The organism is Massilia sp. W12 (genome assembly GCF_037300705.1).
In the GTDB taxonomy this organism is placed as follows: Bacteria; Pseudomonadota; Gammaproteobacteria; order Burkholderiales; family Burkholderiaceae_D; genus JACPVY01.
In genome coordinates, this window is sequence record NZ_CP147776.1 from 35,591 (window position 1) to 54,432 (window position 18,842).

Here is an 18,842-nt window from a genome sequence, read left to right on the forward strand (position 1 = left end):
CCGCGCATCTTGACCTGTCAAGCCTCCCCCGTGCATGTTCTGTAGTAGAATCAAAGCGTCTCCAATCACCATCAGTGGAGTAAAACATGGGCGATATGAATTTCGAAATGTTGCAAACCGCCGCGTTGCAATTGCCTGCCGCTGATCGGGTGCTTTATTGAGCAGCCTGCTTTCCAGCCTGGAGCAGGATGCCGAGCTGGAACAGGAATGGGAAGCGTTGGCGGCGCAACGCGAAGCCAGCCTGGCAAGCGCGCAAATGCAAGATGCGCATACCTTGCTGCAGGAACTGCGCGCCACGCTTATCGCATGAAGCTGGTTTTTCACCCTGGCGCCAGTGAGGAGTTGCATCAGGCATTGGCGTATTGCCAAAATCAGGCCGGGGCGACAGTCGCGCAGCATTTTTTGCAACAAGTTGAGCGCGGCATACAATTGCTGCAGGCGCATCCCTTGTTGGGGCGCCCGACACAGCAAGGGCGGCGCAGTCTCTCTCTGCGACATTTTCCCTATTCTCTGATTTATCGCGCACAAGAAGATTGCCTGATCATTTTGGCGCCGCGTCATCACCATCGCCGCCCTGGTTTTGGCCAAGGCCGCCGCGCGCCGCTCACGCCTTGAGCGCAAAACAGGCAAGCGCTGCCTGGCGCATACAGGTACAATCACGGGTTTGCTTTTCATTTTGTGCTGTGCGTATGCTTTGCCGCATCGATACGCCGGCCTTGACTACGCTATGTACACCCTTTCCGATTTTGATTTTGATTTGCCGCCCGAACTGATTGCGCAAACCCCTTTGCCGCAGCGCAGCGCGTCGCGCCTTTTGCATGTCACGCCGCAAGCTTTGCGTGACCGGATTTTCAGTGATATTGAAGACCAGTTTGAGGCCGGCGATGTGCTGGTGTTCAATGACACCAAGGTTTTAAAAGCGCGCTTTTTCGGCATGAAAGACAGCGGCGGCAAAGTCGAAGTCTTGCTTGAGCGCGTGCTGGATGCGCACACCGTGTTAGCCCAGGTGCGCGCCTCGAAAAGCCCGAAACCGGGCAGCCGGCTGCAGTTGTCTGATGCATTTGAGGTCGAGGTTGGGGTGCGCGCGGGTGAATTCTTCACCCTGCATTTTCCGCCGGAGCAGGATTTATTTGCGCTGATCGAGCGCCACGGCAGTCTGCCGCTGCCGCCGTATATCGAACATGCGGCGGATGGCTTTGATGAGCAGCGCTATCAAACAGTGTATTCGCGCCACCCGGGCGCAGTGGCGGCGCCGACCGCCGGCCTGCATTTTGATGATGCGCTGTTAGCGCGTCTGCAAGCCAAGGGTGTGCAGCTGACCTGGCTGACGCTGCATGTCGGCGCCGGCACGTTTCAACCGGTGCGGGTGGAAGATTTATCACAGCACAAGATGCACAGCGAGTGGTACACCCTGCCGCAGGAAACAGTGGACGCGATCAGCGCGGCGCACGCCGCCGGGCGGCGTGTGACCGCAGTTGGCACCACCAGCATGCGCGCGCTGGAATCAGCCGCCAGCCGGTATGGCGGCGAGTTAAAAGCAGGCAGTGCGGATACACAAATTTTCATCACACCCGGCTATCAATTCAAGGTGGCGCAGCGCTTAATCACGAATTTCCATTTGCCCAAATCGACCTTGATGATGCTGGTGTCCGCTTTTGCGGGTTACGATCAAATTCGCGCCGCCTACGCGTATGCGATTGCGCAGCGCTACCGTTTTTTCAGTTATGGCGACGCGATGTTGCTGGAAAGGAAGTCCTGACATGCTCAAATACACCTTGTTGCAGCGCGACCCGGATAGCGCCGCGCGCCGTGGCCGCCTGGAATTGAACCATGGCGTGATCGAAACGCCGATTTTCATGCCGGTCGGCACCTATGGTTCGGTGAAGGCGATGGCGCCGCGCGACTTGCATGAAATCAATGCCCAAATCATTCTCGGCAACACCTTTCACCTGTGGTTGCGCCCCGGCGTGGAGATCATGAACCGTTTCGGCGGTTTGCATGATTTCATGGGCTGGAATAAGCCGATTTTGACCGACTCCGGCGGTTTTCAAGTGTTTTCGCTGGGCGCGATGCGCAAAATCACCGAGCAGGGCGTGCATTTCGCTTCGCCGATTAATGGCGACAAGCTGTTTTTATCGCCTGAAGTCTCAATGCAAATCCAGCGCGCCCTGAATTCCGACATCGTGATGCAGTTTGACGAATGCACCCCGTATGAAATCGATGGCCGTCCGGCCACTGTGCACGAAGCGGCGCAATCCATGCGCATGTCTTTGCGCTGGGCCAAGCGTTCGCAAGATGAATTTGCGCGCACGGAAAACCCGAATGCGCTGTTTGGCATCGTGCAGGGCGGCATGTATGAAGCGCTGCGCGACGAATCTTTGGCCGGTTTGGAAGAATTGGACTTCCCCGGTCTCGCGGTGGGCGGTTTATCGGTCGGCGAGCCGAAGGAAGAAATGATGCGCGTGCTGCAGCACATCGGCCCGCGCCTGCCGGCGCACAAGCCGCATTATCTGATGGGGGTGGGCACGCCGGAAGATCTGGTGGCCGGCGTGGCGCAGGGGATTGATATGTTTGACTGCGTGATGCCAACCCGCAATGCGCGCAATGGCTGGCTGTTCACCCGTTTTGGCGATGTCAAAATCAGAAATGCGCGCTACAAAGATGACCAGGGGCCGCTGGATGAATCCTGCAGCTGCCATACCTGCAGCAATTTCTCGCGTGCGTACTTGCATCACTTATTCCGCACCGGTGAAATTCTGGGCGCACATTTGAATACCGTGCACAATCTGCACTTCTATTTGCAGATCATGCAAGAGATGCGCGACGCGCTCGACGCCGGCCAATTCACCGCCTGGCGCGCGCAATTTGCAGCGCAGCGCGCGCGCGGTGTGTAAGTTTTCTTGCAATTTGCGGCGGCAGCCCCATCTGCCGCCACACGCCTGTTTACTGCCTTCATGTCAGCCGGCCTGAATGCCTGCAAAGCGTGTAGAATATTGCGCTATTTTGCATGCATTTTTCTGATGCATCTTCTTTTAAATCACAAATCAATATAACTTTCGGAGTCAGCAGTGTTTATTTCCAACGCATATGCGCAAACTGCAGGGGCCGCCACTGAAGGCGCATTCGGTAGCATGACCTGGATGATGATCATCATGCTGGTCGGCATGTTTTTCCTGGTGATCCGCCCGCAGCAAAAAGAGGCGAAGAAGAAGAAGGAAATGATGGATGCCCTGTCCAAAGGCGATGAGGTGGTGACCTTGGGCGGCATGCTGGGCAAGGTGGTGCGCATCACCGACACCCATCTGGTGCTGGAAATCGCCAACGGTTGTGAAATCATCGTAGTTAAAAGCGCAGTCAGCACCGTGTTGCCCAAGGGCAGCATGAAAGCGATCTGAGCTAACCGGACGCACCTGCCATGAACCGCTATCCTATTTGGAAATACATTCTTATTGTGGTCGTCGTCCTGCTCGGCGCCCTGTATACCATGCCGAACTACTTCGGCGAATCCCCCGCATTGCAAATCTCCAGTCTGAAAGCCACGCTGAAGGTGGAGCGCGATATGGTGGGCGTGGTGGAAAAGGCTTTGGCTGACGCCAAGATCGCGCATGACGGCGTGTTCTTTGACGATGCGAGCAATCGTGGCGGGGTGCGTGTGCGCTTCACCAATACCGATCTGCAATTCAAAGCCAAGGCGACGCTGGAAAAAGCGCTCAATCCTGATCCGCAGGACGAGCGTTACGGCGTGGCCTTCAACCTGCTCTCCAACACCCCGCAAGTTTTGCAAAACATCCGCGCGCTGCCCATGTATCTGGGGCTGGACTTGCGCGGCGGGGTGCATTTCCTGATGCAGGTGGATGTCAAAGCCGCTTTGGAAAAACGCGTCGCCGGCATGCAAAGCGCGGCGCGCGACACCTTGAAAAAAGCAGAAGTGCGGCACGCCGGCTTCAACCGCGAAGGCGATAAGCTGAGCGTGCGCTTCCGCGATGAAGACAGCCGCAAAAAAGGCCGCGCCGCGCTGGATAAGGAATTCGGCGATGTCAGCTTCCTCGAAGCGCGCGATGGCGATTTCTTTGTGCTGAGCATGCAATACAAGCCGGAAGCACTCAAAAAAGTGGCGGATGAGGCGGTCAAGCAAAACATCACCACGCTCTCCAAGCGGGTGAATGAACTGGGTGTGGCCGAGCCGCTGATCCAGCAACAAGGCGCCGACCGCATTGTGGTGCAATTGCCTGGCGTGCAAGACGTGGCGCGCGCCAAATCCATCATTGGCCGCACCGCCACCCTGGAAGTGCGTCTGGCTGACCCCAGCGTTCCACCAGGCGCGGCGGAAACCGCCGCAGTCCCGCCGGGCAGCGAATTGTTTAAAGTGGGCCGTGGCGCGCCGGTGGTGCTGCTGCGCGAAATCATTATCACCGGCGATGTGATTTCCAACGCCAATCCTTCGCAAGACCAGAATGGCCGCGCAGCGGTCAGCGTCAGCCTGAATGGCGATGGCGGACGCAAGATGCGCGATGTCACCCGCGCCAATCTCGGTAAACCGATGGGGATTGTGCTGTTTGAAAAGAACAAGGGTGAAGTGCTGACCGTGGCCACGATTCAAGGCGAATTCGGTTCGCAATTCCAGATCACCGGCATGGATTCGCCGGAAGCGGCGGCGGAACTCTCGCTGCTGTTGCGCGCCGGCTCGCTGGCTGCGCCGATGGACATCATCGAAGAGCGCACCATCGGCCCGCAATTGGGCGCCGACAACATCAAGAAAGGCTTTAACGCCACGCTGTACGGTTTTGCCGCAATTGCCGTGTTCATGATCGCCTACTACATGATGTTTGGCGTGTTCTCGGTGCTGGCGCTGGCCGTGAATGTGCTGTTGCTGGTGGCGATTCTGTCCTGGATGCAGGCCACCCTGACCCTGCCCGGCATCGCCGCAATCGCGCTGGCGCTCGGTATGGCGATTGACTCCAACGTGCTGATCAATGAACGGGTGCGAGAAGAATTGCGCAATGGCAATTCGCCGCAGCGTGCGATTGAAGCCGGCTTTGAACACGCCTGGGCCACGATTGTGGACTCCAACGTCACCACCCTTATCGTCGGTTTGATGTTGCTGGTGTTTGGCTCCGGCCCGGTGCGCGGCTTTGCTGTGGTGCACTGCCTGGGGATTTTGACCTCGATGTTCTCCGCCGTGTTCGTCTCGCGCGGGGTGGTCAATCTGTGGTATGGACGCCGGCGCAAGCTGAATGCGCTGTCCATCGGTCAAGTCTGGAAACCGCAGGCTTGATGCCGGCATCTAAGGATAAGAAATCATGGAATTTTTCCGGATTAAAAAAGACATTCCCTTCATGAAGCACGCGTTGATTTTCAACGTGATTTCTATCGTGACCTTCCTCGCTGCCGTGTTTTTCCTGTGGCAGCGCGGCTTGCATTTGTCGATCGAGTTCACCGGCGGCACCGAGGTGCAATTCACCTACGCCAAGGCGGCGAATATCGACGCGATCCGCAAGACGGTGATCGAACTCGGCTTTGCCGACAACCAGACCACCACCTTTGGCCGCGCTCAGGACGTGATGATCCGCCTGCCGGGCAAAGCCGCATCCGGCAGCAAAGAAGTCTCGCTGGTGGTGCTGGAGGGCTTGTGCAAGGCGGAAGGCGGCAGCCTGAAAGAAGTGGAGAAACTGAGCGAAAAAGGCGAGTTGCTGAAAAAGACGCTCTGTTTGGACGCTGCCGGCAAAGAACCGCTGACCTTGATGAAAAAAGAATTCGTCGGCCCGCAGATCGGCGACGAATTGACCCAAAACGGCTTGAAAGCCCTGGCTGGCGTGGTGATTTGCGTGATGGCCTATCTGGCCATGCGTTTTGAATGGAAGTTCTCGGTGGCGGCGATTTTCGCCAACTTGCATGACGTGGTGATCATTCTCGGCTTCTTTGCTTTCTTCCAGTGGGAATTCTCGCTGACTGTGCTGGCGGCGGTGTTGGCGGTGCTGGGTTACTCGGTGAATGAATCCGTGGTTATTTTTGACCGTATCCGCGAAAACTTCCGCAAGCTGCGCAGCGCCACCGTGACTGAAGTGATTGATAACGCGATTACTTCGACCATTTCGCGCACCGTGATCACGCACGGCAGCACGCAGCTGATGGTGCTCTCCATGCTGTTCCTGGGCGGCCCCACGCTGCATTATTTCGCCCTGGCGCTGACCATCGGCATTTTGTTCGGCATTTACTCCTCCGTCTTCGTGGCGGCGGCAATCGCCATGTGGCTGGGCGTCAAGCGGGAAGATCTGATCCGCCCGGTCAAAGAAAAAGACGAAAACGACGGCGCTGTGGTGTAAGCCTGCAGCGCAGTTTGTCCGCAAATTGAGATGCCGTTCAGTGTGAGCTGAACGGCATTTTTCATTCTGCAGTCCGGAACGGCGATTAACGCTGAAGGCGGCTGCGCATGCCTGCGCCATATCCTGCCAGTCAGGCCAAATCAGTCAAAGCGGCGAATGCCGCGCGCGGCGGCGCTGCGCTGCCGCGCGGGCAGTGCGCAAGGCGTTCTTGTCTATTAATATAAAAATGACATGAAAATATTTATATTGAAAATATATTTACAAATTTACATCGAATTTTATTGATTTTATTTCATTCTTATTGGATACTGCGTGCCGCAAACGACAATATGTTTGCATCCACAAGACGATTGCATTCCTGCATACCCCCATTCCCTTGATTGGCTTTGCGCCCCCAAGAAGCGCGGGCGTGAGGTCGTCGCTTGCTGCCGCGAACCCGCAGCATCCCACTACAAAACAGGAGATCAAAATGAACCCCACCCCCGCCTTTGTGCGCGCCAGCTTGCTGCTGGGCGCTTTGTTGTCCCCTTTCGCGGCGCAGGCGACGCGCTTGCCGATTGGCGAAGTGAAAGCCTTGAGCGTGAATTTCGAACCGCAGGCCGGTATTGCCGCCGAGAAGGAATTTGAAGTGCGCGGCGCGCCCGGCGCCGGCTTTGTCAAACTGCATTTTGACTATTTCAAATTACCTGCCGGCGCTGTGCTGGAAGTGATGGACGCCAGCGGCAAGGAAGTGTACCGCTACAGCAGCGATAAACTGGGGCCGCATACGGTGGACGCCAAGCTGGGCGAAAATGGCAAAACCAGTTTTGCCGCGATGTCGGTGAATGGCGAGGTGGCGCGCGTGCGTCTGCTGCTCAATGGCGCGGCCTGGAACTGGGCTGAACACGGGGTGCGCGTGCGCAAAATCACCGAAGGTTTTTCCCCGGAACGCATGGCCGCCGCAATGCATGGCCAGAGCATGAGCGCGGATGGCCGCTTGCTGTCGATTTGCGGCGCGGATGAACGCAAAGAAGCGGCCTGTTTTGAGAACAGCCATGCGGCGGAATTTGAACGCAGCCGCCCGGTGGCGCGTCTGGTGATGCAAGGCGGCTTGTGCACCGCCTGGCGGGTCGGCAATGGCAATTTCATGATGACCAACAACCATTGCTTCTCGACTCAGAGCGAAGCGCAGGCGTCTGAAGTCTGGTTTAACTATCAGCGCAGTTCCTGCACCGGCACGGCGATGGCCCCGGTGGTCAAAGTGGCGGTGGCGGATCTGCTGAAAACCGACTACACCCTGGATTACACCCTGTTCACCCTGCGCGACCCGGCGGCAGTGGCCTCCTTTGGCAACCTTGGTCTGGAAGTGCGCGATCTGGTTAAAGATGAGCAGATTTTCATTCCTCAGCATGGGGCCGGCAATCCCAAGCAATTGGCGATTACCAGCGATGTGAATAACGGCGCGTTGTGCCGCATCGATAATCCCTTGCAAGGCGGGCGCGGCGCGAATACCGACGCCGGCTACCGTTGCGACACCGTGGGCGGCTCTTCCGGTTCGCCGGTGCTGTCTTCCAGCAGCCGCAAAGTGATTGCGCTGCATCATCTGGGCGGCTGTCCGTCCGGCAATAATTCCGGGGCCTTGATCAGCAAGATTTGGCCGCAAATCGCGTCCTTCTTCAACAATCAAATCCCGGCCGGCAATGGCGGCGGCACGCCGACCCCGAACATCGCCATGTTGCAATTGAACCAGGCCAAGAGCAATCTGAGCGGGGCAAAGGGCGGCGAAGTTTTCTTTGCGCTGGATCTGGCCAGCGCGCCGGCGAATCTGCGCTTCACCACCTCCGGCGGCACTGGCGATTTGGATATGTATGTGCGCTACGGCAGTCTGCCGGGGATGAATCAGGCGGATTGCAAGGCGCAAAGCGTGGGCAATGCGGAAAGCTGCGTGATCGCCACGCCCAAAGCTGGCCGCTATTATGTGATGCTGCGCGGCAATGACGCCTATGCCGGCGCCAGCCTGCTGGCGGCGGCCAGCGCCACCGCGCGCAGCTTTGAAAACAAAACCCGCTTTGACATCCCGGATAAAAACACTGCTGGCATTAACAGTCCGGTCAGTGTGCCGCTGAGCGGCGCGGCCGGCAATCTGACGGTGGATGTGGATATTGTGCACACCTATGTCGGCGATTTGATCGTCGAATTGATTGCGCCGAATGGCAAGGTATTCAGCCTGCAGCGCCACAGCGGCGGTTCAACTGACAATCTGAACAAGACTTTCAGCGTGAATGCCGGGACGGTGAACGCCAGCGGAACCTGGAAATTGCATGTGGTGGATGCGGCGCGGGTTGACGTTGGTTATCTGAAGAGCTGGAAGTTGAATTTCAGCCGTTGATGACGCAAAGGATGGGGGCGCGTTGCGCTTCCATCCTGCAGCAAGGCGCGGCGCCCGCCCGCCTTGCATCTGTTTCATATTGTAATAAAACAACAGGGTGGAATTTTCAGCTTGACATGGAAGTTTTTGCCTTGTTTTGTGAATTGGTATGCACTGGGAAACCGGTTTTTCCTGCTAAGCGGCGTGCCTTTCAAGCCGCTGGTCTGCAATCCTGGTTTTTACAAAGCGATACAATATTGGCGTGGTCATGAAATTAATTTTGCCAGTAGGAAAAAATTATCATTAATTTCATTACGATTGCTTGCTAAGCATCGCGCTCTGCCTGATACTGTGCCCACGGTTGCACGACGCACCGTATCCTCATTAACGATTGCATTTCCCAGGCTCCCCCCGCTTTCCCTCTTCTGCGCTTGCGCGGTATGCGCTCGGGCTTTGCCAATCTTTGCCTGTTCACGGAATTTTCGTGGCACTCTTTATAACACCAGGAGATACAATGAATAAACATGCAATTCTGGGAGCTGGCGCATTGCTGGCTGTGTTGCTCAATCCCTATATTGCCGTGGCGGCCCCCTTGCCGATCGGCGAAGTGAAGGCGCTGAATGTGAATTTTGAACCGCAGGCAGGGATTGCTGCGGAAAAAGAATTTGTGGTGCGCGCCGCCCCCGGCGCCGGTTTTGTCAAATTGCATTTTGACTATTTCAATCTGCCGGCGGGCGCTGTGCTGGAAGTGCGTGACGCCAGCGGCAAGGAAGTGTATCGCTACGCCGCCGGCAAGCTGGGGCCGCATACGGTGGACGCCAAATTGGGCGAAAACGGCAAAACCAGCTTTGCCGCGATGTCGGTGAATGGCGAAGTGGCGCGCGTGCGCCTGCTGCTCAATGGCGCCAAATGGAATTGGAATGAACATGGCGTGCGCGTGCGCAAAATGACCGAAGGCTTTTCCCATGAGCGGATCGCCGCCGCTATGCGCGGCAAGCAATTGCGCCCGGATGGCACGCTGTCGATTTGCGGCGCGGATGAACGCAAAGATGCGGCATGCTGGGAAAACTCCAATCCTGCTGAATTTGAACGCAGCCGCCCGGTGGCGCGTCTGGTGATGTCCGGCGGTCTGTGCACCGCCTGGCGTTTGGGCAATGGCAATTTCATGATGACGAATAACCATTGCATCGCCAGCCAGGGCGACACCCAGGCTTCTGAAGTCTGGTTCAATTATCAATACACCGGCTGCAATGGCACGCAAATGGCGCCTGTCACCAAGGTGGCGGCAGCGGATATGCTGAAGACTGACGAAACGCTGGATTACACCTTGTTTACGCTGCGCGATCCAGCCGCTGTTTCCGCGTTTGGCAGCCTGGGCCTGGAAGTGCGCGATCTGGTGCGCGATGAGCAGATCTTCATTCCGCAACACGGCGGTGGCGATCCTAAGCAAATTTCCATCGTCAGCGATGTCAACACCGGCGGCCTGTGCCGCATCGATGCGCCGCTGCAAAACGGCAATGGAACCAATACCGACGCCGGCTACCGCTGCGACACGATTGGCGGCGCCTCCGGCTCGCCGGTGCTGTCCTCCATCAGCCGCAAGGCAATTGCGCTGCATCACCTGGGCGGCTGCCCTTCGGGCAATAACTCCGGCGCGCTGATCAGCAAGATCTGGCCGCAAATCGCATCCTTCTTCAATAATGAAATCCCGAGTGGCAGCGGTGGTACGCCGACGCCGGTGATTACGCCGCTGACGGTGAATCAGGCCAAAACCAATCTGGCTGGCGCCACCGGTAATGAAGCCTTCTATTCGCTGGATCTGGCGACTGCGCCGAGCACCTTGAAATTCACCACCGCCAGCGGCAGCGGCGATGTGGATTTGTATGTGCGCTATGGCAATCTGCCCAGCACCACGCAAGCTGACTGCAAGGCGCAAACCGTGGGCAATGCGGAAACCTGCACCATTCCGGCGCCGCAAGCTGGCCGTTACTATGTGATGTTGCGTGGCAATGATGCGTATGCTGGCGTGAGCTTGCAAGCAACAGCCACTTCCACCGTGAAGAGCTATGAAAACAATACCCGGGTCGATATTCCGGACAATAACGCTACCGGCGTGAGCAGCGCCATCAGCGTGCCGCTGACCAGCGCGGCAGGCAATCTGAGCGTGGATGTGGACATCGTGCACCCGTATATCGGCGACTTGGTGGTGTCGCTGGTGGCGCCGGATGGTTCGGTGTATGTTTTGCACAACCGCACCGGCGGCTCGGCTGACAATATCGTGAAATCGTTTAATGTCAGCGCCCCGCGTGTGGGACAGAACGGTTCGTGGAAATTGCGCGTGGTGGACGCCGCGCGGGTTGACGTCGGCTATATCAAGAGCTGGCGCATCAACTTCCCTAACTGAGTGAGTTGAAGACAGCCGGCGCCATGCATGGCGCCGGCTGTTTTTTTGCATACGTATAGCTGCAAAGGTGTTTGCAAAGAATTGTCTGAGAGGCGGGGAGTGCGCAGGGGCTGGGCGCAGTAGAGAAGGGAGTCAGGCGACGGCGCTGTTTTTCGCCAGGCGGATCCAAACATCGCCATTTTTGAGGTTGAAAATCACTTCACGATGGCCGTTGCCATATAAGTCTTCGGAAACGATTTGTATGCCGTGACTGCGCAAGAGCATTTTGGCGGTCTCGCCATTTTTCTTGCCGACATTCAAATTATCTTCCATACGGCGTTGCGGGAACATATTGCCGCCGCCAAAAACTTTGGCCTGACAATCCCGCGCATCGATGCGGTTGTCACGCAATTCATTGATCATCAATTGCATGACTTCATCGGCATATTTGCCATCCAGCGCTGTCGGGGAGCGCCGGTCGTTGGCCGGGCGATTACTCTTGCGCCGGTCCATTTCCAGCGCTTGCGCCGGACGGGTTGACAACAGAAAGTGACACATAGCGCCGAAGCGGCGCTGTGGATGCCACAGCGTGATAGAGACGCAAGACCCCAGCAGGGTGCGGACTTGGAATGCATCGTCGCCGACAAAATATTCGCCGGGATCGAGAAAGACTTCAATCGCATCTTCGTCCAAACCCATGCCGGATTTGTCATAGCTGCCGTTATCGTCATACAGAGTGGGCATGATTTCCTCAATCTTGCAGAAAAAACCACCATTCACACATGAAAATGAATGGGCTTGATTCATTCTAACGAAAATGAGGCGCGGCGGGTATGGTTAAGCCTAATTCCCTAGCGTAACAGTCTGCTATTCGCCGGTTTGGCGGCGACTTTGAAAATCCCGACCGCATTTGACAGTTGGCGCGCCTGGGTCGCCAGTTGCGCGGAAATTTCCGCCGCCTGCTCGACTTGCACGGAATTTGCCTGCGCGCCCTGATCCATATCCATCAACGCGATATTCACCTGATCCACCCCGTCGCTTTGCTCTTGGCTGCTGCGGCTGATTTCGGCCATGATGGTGGTCACGTCCTGCACCGCACGCACAATATCGCGCATGGTTTCATTGGCTTCCCGCACCAGACTGTCGCCGTGCTTGACGCGTTCGGCGGATGCGCTGATCAGCTGCTTGATTTCTCGCGCCGCCGCCGCGCTGCGCCAGACTGCGCACTTCGCCGGCCACCACAGCAAAGCCGCGCCCCTGTTCGCCAGCGCGCGCCGCCTCGACAGCAGCGTTCAGGGCCAGAATATTGGTTTGGAATGCGATGCCGTCAATGATGGCGATAATATCGACAATCTTTTTGGCGGACTCACTGATTTCCCCCATCGTCATGCCAACCTGCGTCACCACTTCGCCGCCCTGGCTGGCGATTTGCGCAGCGCTCACCGCCAAATGATTCGCCTGCTCGGCATTGGCGTTGTTGTTTTTCAGCGAGGCGGCGAATTCCTCCATGGTGCTGGCGGTTTCCTCCAGCGCGCTGGCCTGGGCCTCGGTGCGGCGCGCCAGATCGGCGCTTTCATTTGCAATCTGTTGCGCATGCTCATCGATTTCAGCAATCCCGTTGCGCACATCGCCTACCGCCGCCAGCAGATTCACATTCATCTGATTCAGGGCTTGCAATAACTGTCCCAATTCATCTTGGCGCCGGGTTGCGATGCGGTAGCTGAGGTCGCCGCTGGCGATGGTGCGGGCAAAATGCAAAGCTTGTTCGACCGGTTTTAGCAAGGCGTGCCGCAAACCGGCCCAGATCATCAGCACCCCGGCCAGCGCCAGCAGGCAGGCGCCGATCAGCCAGCTTTTGCCGCCATCGAACAGCGCCGCCAGCAGAGGCAGCAGCAGCAGCGCGGATAATGTCCCCATTTGCCAGCGCAGCCGGGCTGCAAGCGAGAGGGCGTCGAGCCGGGCGCGCCAGCCGCGCCAGCCGCTGCGCCATACCGCGCCGTGCCGCACTTGCAGACCGGCTTGCGGCTGTTCCCGTATCATCCGGTAAGCTTGTTCGGCGGCGCTGATTTCTTCTCTGGATGGGGCTACCCGCACCGACAGATAGCCGGTGACCTGTCCTTGTTCGCGGATGGGGGTGACATTCGCCTTGACCCAATAAAAATCGCCATTTTTGCAGCGGTTTTTGACGATGCCGGTCCAGGGAATGCCTTGTTTGATATCGCGCCAGAGATCGGCAAACGCCGCTTCCGGCATATCCGGATGGCGCACCAGATTGTGCGGCGCGCCGATTAACTCTTCTTCTGAAAAACCGCTGATGCGGATGAAGCCCGGGTTGGCGTAGGAAATTTTGCCTTTGAGATCGGTTTGCGAGACGATCACCTCATCCTCGCCCAGACGCTGCTCGATTTGCGTTACGGGTTGATTGATGCGCATGCTATTCCTCAATAGAACATGCCGCAGGTACGGGGCGGCGCCTTGAATATAGCGGTTTTCCAGTAACTTTTACAGCAATTGCCGGTGAAGTTGTTGCATAGCGGCACAGCTTGCCGCCGTTCTTGGCGTCTGTGCAATATTCAGGCTGGCGGATTTGCCAGCCTGTCTCTATTCAGTTGCTGGCGGCATGGCTTCCGGCATGCCAAAAAATTGCCGGTAGCAGCAATACATGCTGGCAAAGGCGAGCGCGAAAAATAAATTACCGCTGGCCAGCAGGATCATACTCACGCCCACATTGCCGAATAAAGCCTGGGCTAACATCAGCGGCGGCTGCATCGCAAAAGTGAACAGAATCAACGATAAAAACATGCCAAGGCCATACAGCAAAAATGCGCCCAGCGCGCGCCAGACCGAGACCATGCTGAAGAACAGGGCTTGCGCTACGCCCATGCGGCGCCAGCCGACCAGACCCGGGGTGAACCACAAGGCCATGAAGAAAGGGCACAGCAAGAGCAGGGAAAGCAGCACGGATTGCAAAAAGTGCGCGCTGTCAAAGCCGGGCGGCAGCTTGTTTTGATTGGCCGGATTGCTCAGGCTTTGAATCGTTTCCTGCCCCAATTGCAAGACCAGAATGGCGCCCGCCAGCAGTGCGGCGGCGACCCAGAACAGGCCCAGCAAGAGCATGGGTTTGAGCAAGGGGGCGCGCACGGTTTGCAGCAGGCTGTTCCAATCCTGCTTTTTGCCACTGTCAATATTGTGGCAGGCTTGCAGCATGATGAAGCACAAGGCCGGCGTCGCCAATTGCCACAGCAAGGCGCCGAAATCGCCCAACATCGCGCAAATAAACGCCAACGCCATCCACAGCAGTGAAAGAGACATTAATTCCGCAGGGCGTTTGCGCAGTAATTGCAAACCTTGCAAAATCCATTGCACGCCATCGCCAGCTTTCGCCATCTTTCAAGACTCCACAGGTAAGGCCGCTGCGCCATGCGCGATGCGCATGCGTAACACGCGCTCGAAATGGGCTGGATCATGCGGCGTCAGTTCTTCCGCCGGGCGTGGCCGGTGAAAATCAAACAGGCGCGAAATCCAGAAGCGCAGCGCAGCCAGACGCAGCAAAGCCGGCCATGCCTGCTGCTCATATTGATCAAAGGGACGCACCGTCTGGTACGCCTGCAGCATGGCGTGGCAGCGCGCGGCATCCAGCGCGCCGCTGTCAAGCGCAATGCACCAGTCATTTACCGTGATCGCCAGATCGTACAGCCAGGCATCGTCGCCGGCGAAATAAAAATCAAAGAAACCGCCCAGCACATTGCCCTGGAACATCACATTATTGCGGAATAAATCCAAATGCACCGGGCCGCGTTTGAGGTGATGCGCCGCATTGCTGGCGGCAAAGGCATCCTGGAAATGCATTTCCGCTAACAGCAAATGGCGCTGCGCCTGATCCAGAAACGGCAGCACCTGTTCCACCATGCCGCGCATCCAATCCAGATCGCGCAGATTTTGCTGCCGCAGCGGAAAATCGCGCCCCGCCAGATGCATGCGCGCCAGCATTTCGCCGCAGGCGGCGCAATGCGCCAGACCCGGCGCCATTTGCGAGGCGCCTTCGAGTTTGGAGACGATGCAAGCCGGTTTGTCTTTGAGCAAGAGCAAAATTTCGCCCTGGCGCGTGAGTTGCGGCTCCGGCGTCTTCACCCCGTGCAGCGCCAAGTGGCGCATCAGGTGCAGATAATAGGGGACGCGTTCAAACGGCAAGGTTTCAAAAATCGTCAGCACAAATTCACCGCGCGCGGTGTCGATGAAAAAATTGCTGTTCTCAATCCCGGAGGAAATGCCGCGCAAGCCATGCGCAGCGCCCAAATCATAGGCCTGGATCCAGTCTTGCAGCTCGTCCAGGCGCAAAGGTGTGAAGACGGCCATGATTGCGCTTACTTGGCGGCGGAGGAGGCCGGTTTGGCTGCAGCCTCAGACTTGGCGTCTTTCGCGCCGTCTTCCTTGGGCTTTTTCTCGCCGCCAAATTCCATTACCTGCCATTGCGCCGGGCGCACCTGGTTGCTTTGCTTGTCGCCCGGCAGCGCGCCCGGCGTTTCATTCGGTTTCACCACATATTGGCTCTTGCCGCTCTTGACCTTGGCTTCCACCACTTTGCCATTCACCTTGCGCTCAGTGATCTTGCGTTCCGGCTCAGGCTTGCCCAATTGCAAGCTGTTTTCTTTGCTGATGTCCTTGGGCGCTTCCGCCGTTTTGGCGGCGGCGCTTGCGCTGGCGGCGGCGCTGGAAGCGGCAGAGGCCGCAGGCATGGGCGGCGGTGGCGGCGCATCAGCCGCACAAACATAAAAAGCCATGCCTAAACCTGAGAACAGGAGGGAGAGTTGAACTGGCAAACGCATGATGGCAACCATTGAGAAATGTGGAAAACTGACGCGCATTGTAGCAGTTGACAGCGCTTTTCCGCGCATGGCGGCGCGCTTTCCATCCGGGTTGCGCAATTGCGCACAGGCAAGCGGATGCGGCGGCGGATTAAATTCAAGGGGCAAGCTGTCAGCGCGCCGGATTTTGGCGATAATTCCAACCTTTGCCCGCTCTTGTGGAATCGTTTATGGAAAATACTTTACTGTTGGTAGATGGGTCGAGTTACCTGTATCGCGCGTTTCACGCGATGCCGGATTTGCGCGGCCCGCAAGGCCAGCCCACCGGCGCATTGAAAGGCATCGTGAATATGCTGCGCAGCCTGCGTCAGGATTATCCGAGCGCCTATCTGGCCTGCGTGTTTGACGCCAAGGGCAAGACTTTCCGTGACGATCTCTATCCCGAATACAAAGCGCAGCGGGCGCCGATGCCGGATGATTTGCGCGCCCAGATCGAGCCGATTCACGCCGCTGTGAAAGCGATGGGCTGGCCGGTGTTGATTGTTGAACAGGTTGAGGCGGATGATGTGATCGGCACGCTGGCGGTGCAGGCGGCGGCGGATGGCATGCAGGTGGTGATTTCAACCGGCGATAAAGACTTGGCGCAACTGGTGAATGACAAGGTGTACTTGATCAACACCATGAGCGGGGAAAAGCTGGATATTGAAGGGGTGCGCAATAAATTCGGCGTTGGCCCGGAATTGATCATCGATTATCTGACTTTAATCGGCGACACCGTGGACAATGTGCCGGGGGTGGCCAAGTGCGGGCCGAAAACCGCCGTCAAATGGCTGCAGGAATATGGCAATCTGGATGGCGTGATCGCGCATGCCGACAAAATCGGCGGGGTGGTCGGCGGCAATCTGCGCGCCGCGCTGGACTGGCTGCCAATGGGGCGCCAATTGATCACCGTCAAGACCGATTGCGACTTGCAGGGACATATGCAAGATATTCGCAGCAGTTTGCAGGCGCGTCCCGAAGATGATGCGGAATTGCTGGCGTTTGCGGCGCAATACGGCGTGCGCATCGCCTCGCCGGCAGCCAAAGCCGCCGTCAAAGCGCAAGCGCCGGCCCCTGCGCCGGCGCCCGTCAGCGGCGACTTATTTCCCGGCGCGCCGCTCGAAACCCAATACGAAACGGTGCTGGAGCCGGCCCATCTGGAACAGTGGCTGGCGCGCATTTCTGCAGCGCAATTGACCGCGTTTGATACCGAAACCACTTCGCTGGAGCCGATGCATGCGCGCCTGGTCGGCATCTCGCTCTCAGTGCAAGCCGGCGCGGCTTGCTACATCCCGCTGGCGCATCAATATCCCGGCGCGCCGCAGCAAATCGGGGTGGAGGCCGCTTTACAGATTCTGCGCCCCTGGCTGGAGAGTGAGCAGCATCATAAAGTGGGACAGAATCTGAAATATGACGCGCATGTGCTGGCGAATCATGGCGTGAATTTGCGCGGCATCCGGCATGACACCTTGCTGCAATCGTATGTGCTGGAATCGCACAAACCGCACGATATGGACAGCCTGTCTTTGCGCCACTTGAATCGCAAAACCATCAAGTATGAAGAAGTGTGCGGCAAGGGGGCGCAGCAAATCGGCTTTGATCAGGTGGAGATTGAACGCGCCACCGCCTATGCGGCGGAAGATGCGGATGTCACCTTGCAACTGCATCAGGCTTTGTGGCCGCAGCTGGAGTCAGCGCGCGATGCCGCCGGCCATGGTTTGCGCTATGTGTACGAGGAACTTGAATTGCCGACCGCGCGCGTGCTCTTGCGCATGGAGCGCAACGGGGTCTTGATCGACGCGCAGGAATTGGCGCGCCAGTCGCAGCATTTGGGCGAAACCATTATGCAGCTGGAGCAAAAAGCGTATGAATTGGCGGGGCAGCCTTTTAATATGAATTCGCCCAAACAGCTGGGCGAATTGCTGTTTGGCAAATTGCAGTTGCCGGTAGTCAAAAAAACCGCCACCGGCGCACCTTCCACCGATGAGGAAGTGCTGCAAAAACTGGCTGAGGATTATCCCTTGCCCAAGGTGTTGCTGGAATATCGCGGCCTGGCTAAGTTGAAATCAACTTATACCGACAAATTGCCCAAAATGGTGAACCCGGACACGGGACGGGTGCATACCAATTATGCGCAGGCGGTGGCGGTGACAGGCCGGCTGGCTTCTAATGATCCGAATTTGCAGAATATCCCGATCCGCACAGCAGAGGGGCGGCGCATCCGCACCGCATTTGTGGCGGCGCCGGGCAAGCACATCGTGTCGGCTGACTATTCGCAAATCGAATTGCGCATCATGGCGCATATTTCACAGGACGCGAACATGCTGCGCGCCTTTGCGGAAGGCATTGATATTCACCGCGCCACCGCCAGCGAGGTCTTCGGCATTCCGCCGGAACAGGTCAGCAGCGAGCAGCGGCGCTATGCCAAAGTGATTAATTTCGGCTTGATTTATGGCATGGGCGTGTTTGGTTTGGCGCAAGCGATGGGCGTTGAGCGCGAGGCGGCGAAAAATTATATCGACCGTTATTTTCAGCGTTTCGCCGGTGTGCATGAATACATGGAAAGCACGCGCCGCGAAGCGCGCGCGCGCGGCTATGTGGAAACCGTATTCGGGCGCCGCCTGTGGTTGCCGGAAATCAATTCGCCGAATGGCCCGCGCCGCGCTGGCGCAGAACGTGCGGCGATTAATGCGCCGATGCAGGGTACTGCGGCGGATTTGATCAAGCTCGCCATGCGCGCGGTGCAAGATTGGCTGGAGCAAAGCCGGCTTGAGACGCGCATGGTGATGCAGGTGCACGATGAATTGGTGTTGGAGACGCCGGAGCATGAGTTGGATTTGGTGAAGACCGAATTGCCGCGTTTGATGGCAGGCGTGGCGGCTTTGCGCGTGCCTCTGCTGGCGGAAGTGGGGGTGGGCGCGAATTGGGATCAGGCGCACTGAGGA

The 18,842-nt window shown here is 57.6% G+C and carries 16 protein-coding genes; 10 read left to right on the forward strand and 6 right to left on the reverse strand.

Going from position 1 to position 18,842, the window contains the following annotated elements; genetic code table 11:
- Positions 1-157 precede the first annotated feature (157 nt).
- The 9 genes from V8J88_RS00120 (at position 158) to V8J88_RS00160 (ending at position 11,074) form a co-directional block, all read left to right on the forward strand.
- The gene (locus V8J88_RS00120; RefSeq protein WP_338847105.1) at positions 158-310 is read left to right on the forward strand and encodes a hypothetical protein; all 153 of its coding nucleotides are present in this window, start codon (positions 158-160) and stop codon (positions 308-310) included.
- Entirely contained in the window at positions 307-615 is a 309-nt protein-coding gene (locus V8J88_RS00125; RefSeq protein WP_338847106.1) for a type II toxin-antitoxin system RelE/ParE family toxin, read from the forward strand. The genes V8J88_RS00120 and V8J88_RS00125 overlap by 4 nt, the downstream gene beginning before the upstream one ends.
- 112 nt (positions 616-727) lie before the next feature.
- Complete coding sequence (gene queA, locus V8J88_RS00130; protein ID WP_338847107.1) at positions 728-1,759, forward strand: tRNA preQ1(34) S-adenosylmethionine ribosyltransferase-isomerase QueA; 1,032 nt, start codon at positions 728-730, stop codon at positions 1,757-1,759.
- 1 nt (position 1,760) lies between these two features.
- Positions 1,761-2,894 carry a tRNA guanosine(34) transglycosylase Tgt gene (gene tgt / locus V8J88_RS00135; protein ID WP_338847108.1) on the forward strand — a complete coding sequence of 378 codons (1,134 nt, stop codon included), beginning with the start codon at positions 1,761-1,763 and terminating at the stop codon, positions 2,892-2,894.
- Positions 2,895-3,068: 174 nt separating this feature from the next.
- A complete protein-coding gene (gene yajC / locus V8J88_RS00140; RefSeq protein WP_338847109.1) occupies positions 3,069-3,395 on the forward strand; it encodes a preprotein translocase subunit YajC in 327 nt (108 codons plus the stop codon).
- A gap of 20 nt (positions 3,396-3,415) precedes the next feature.
- Positions 3,416-5,275 (forward strand): protein translocase subunit SecD, encoded by a 1,860-nt coding sequence (secD, locus tag V8J88_RS00145; RefSeq protein ID WP_338847111.1) that lies wholly within the window; start codon positions 3,416-3,418, stop codon positions 5,273-5,275.
- Between the two features lie 25 nt (positions 5,276-5,300).
- Positions 5,301-6,323, forward strand: a complete 1,023-nt coding sequence (gene secF, locus V8J88_RS00150) for a protein translocase subunit SecF (RefSeq protein ID WP_338847113.1) — start codon at positions 5,301-5,303, stop codon at positions 6,321-6,323.
- A gap of 469 nt (positions 6,324-6,792) precedes the next feature.
- Positions 6,793-8,691, forward strand: coding sequence for a proprotein convertase P-domain-containing protein (locus V8J88_RS00155; RefSeq protein ID WP_338847114.1), 1,899 nt, complete (start codon positions 6,793-6,795; stop codon positions 8,689-8,691).
- Between the two features lie 493 nt (positions 8,692-9,184).
- A complete protein-coding gene (locus V8J88_RS00160) occupies positions 9,185-11,074 on the forward strand; it encodes a proprotein convertase P-domain-containing protein (protein WP_338847115.1) in 1,890 nt (629 codons plus the stop codon).
- Between the two features lie 132 nt (positions 11,075-11,206).
- Here the strand turns inward: V8J88_RS00160 and V8J88_RS00165 are convergent, their stop codons facing one another.
- The 6 genes from V8J88_RS00165 to V8J88_RS00190 form a co-directional block, all read right to left on the reverse strand.
- A complete protein-coding gene (locus tag V8J88_RS00165) occupies positions 11,207-11,797 on the reverse strand; it encodes a chemotaxis protein CheD (RefSeq protein ID WP_338847117.1) in 591 nt (196 codons plus the stop codon).
- Between the two features lie 107 nt (positions 11,798-11,904).
- On the reverse strand, positions 11,905-12,243 hold the full coding sequence (locus V8J88_RS00170) for a methyl-accepting chemotaxis protein (RefSeq protein WP_338849968.1): 339 nt from the start codon (positions 12,241-12,243) through the stop codon (positions 11,905-11,907).
- Positions 12,173-13,486, reverse strand: coding sequence for a methyl-accepting chemotaxis protein (locus V8J88_RS00175; RefSeq protein ID WP_338847118.1), 1,314 nt, complete (start codon positions 13,484-13,486; stop codon positions 12,173-12,175). The genes V8J88_RS00170 and V8J88_RS00175 overlap by 71 nt, the downstream gene beginning before the upstream one ends.
- A 168-nt stretch (positions 13,487-13,654) precedes the next feature.
- Entirely contained in the window at positions 13,655-14,440 is a 786-nt protein-coding gene (locus V8J88_RS00180; RefSeq protein WP_338847119.1) for a BPSS1780 family membrane protein, read from the reverse strand.
- Between the two features lie 3 nt (positions 14,441-14,443).
- Positions 14,444-15,409 carry a homoserine kinase gene (locus tag V8J88_RS00185; RefSeq protein ID WP_338847120.1) on the reverse strand — a complete coding sequence of 322 codons (966 nt, stop codon included), beginning with the start codon at positions 15,407-15,409 and terminating at the stop codon, positions 14,444-14,446.
- 8 nt (positions 15,410-15,417) lie between these two features.
- The gene (locus V8J88_RS00190) at positions 15,418-15,879 is read right to left on the reverse strand and encodes a hypothetical protein (protein ID WP_338847121.1); all 462 of its coding nucleotides are present in this window, start codon (positions 15,877-15,879) and stop codon (positions 15,418-15,420) included.
- Positions 15,880-16,088: 209 nt separating this feature from the next.
- On the opposite strand from V8J88_RS00190, the gene polA reads away from it, so the two are divergent.
- The gene (gene polA, locus V8J88_RS00195; protein ID WP_338847122.1) at positions 16,089-18,839 is read left to right on the forward strand and encodes a DNA polymerase I; all 2,751 of its coding nucleotides are present in this window, start codon (positions 16,089-16,091) and stop codon (positions 18,837-18,839) included.
- Positions 18,840-18,842: the final 3 nt, after the last annotated feature.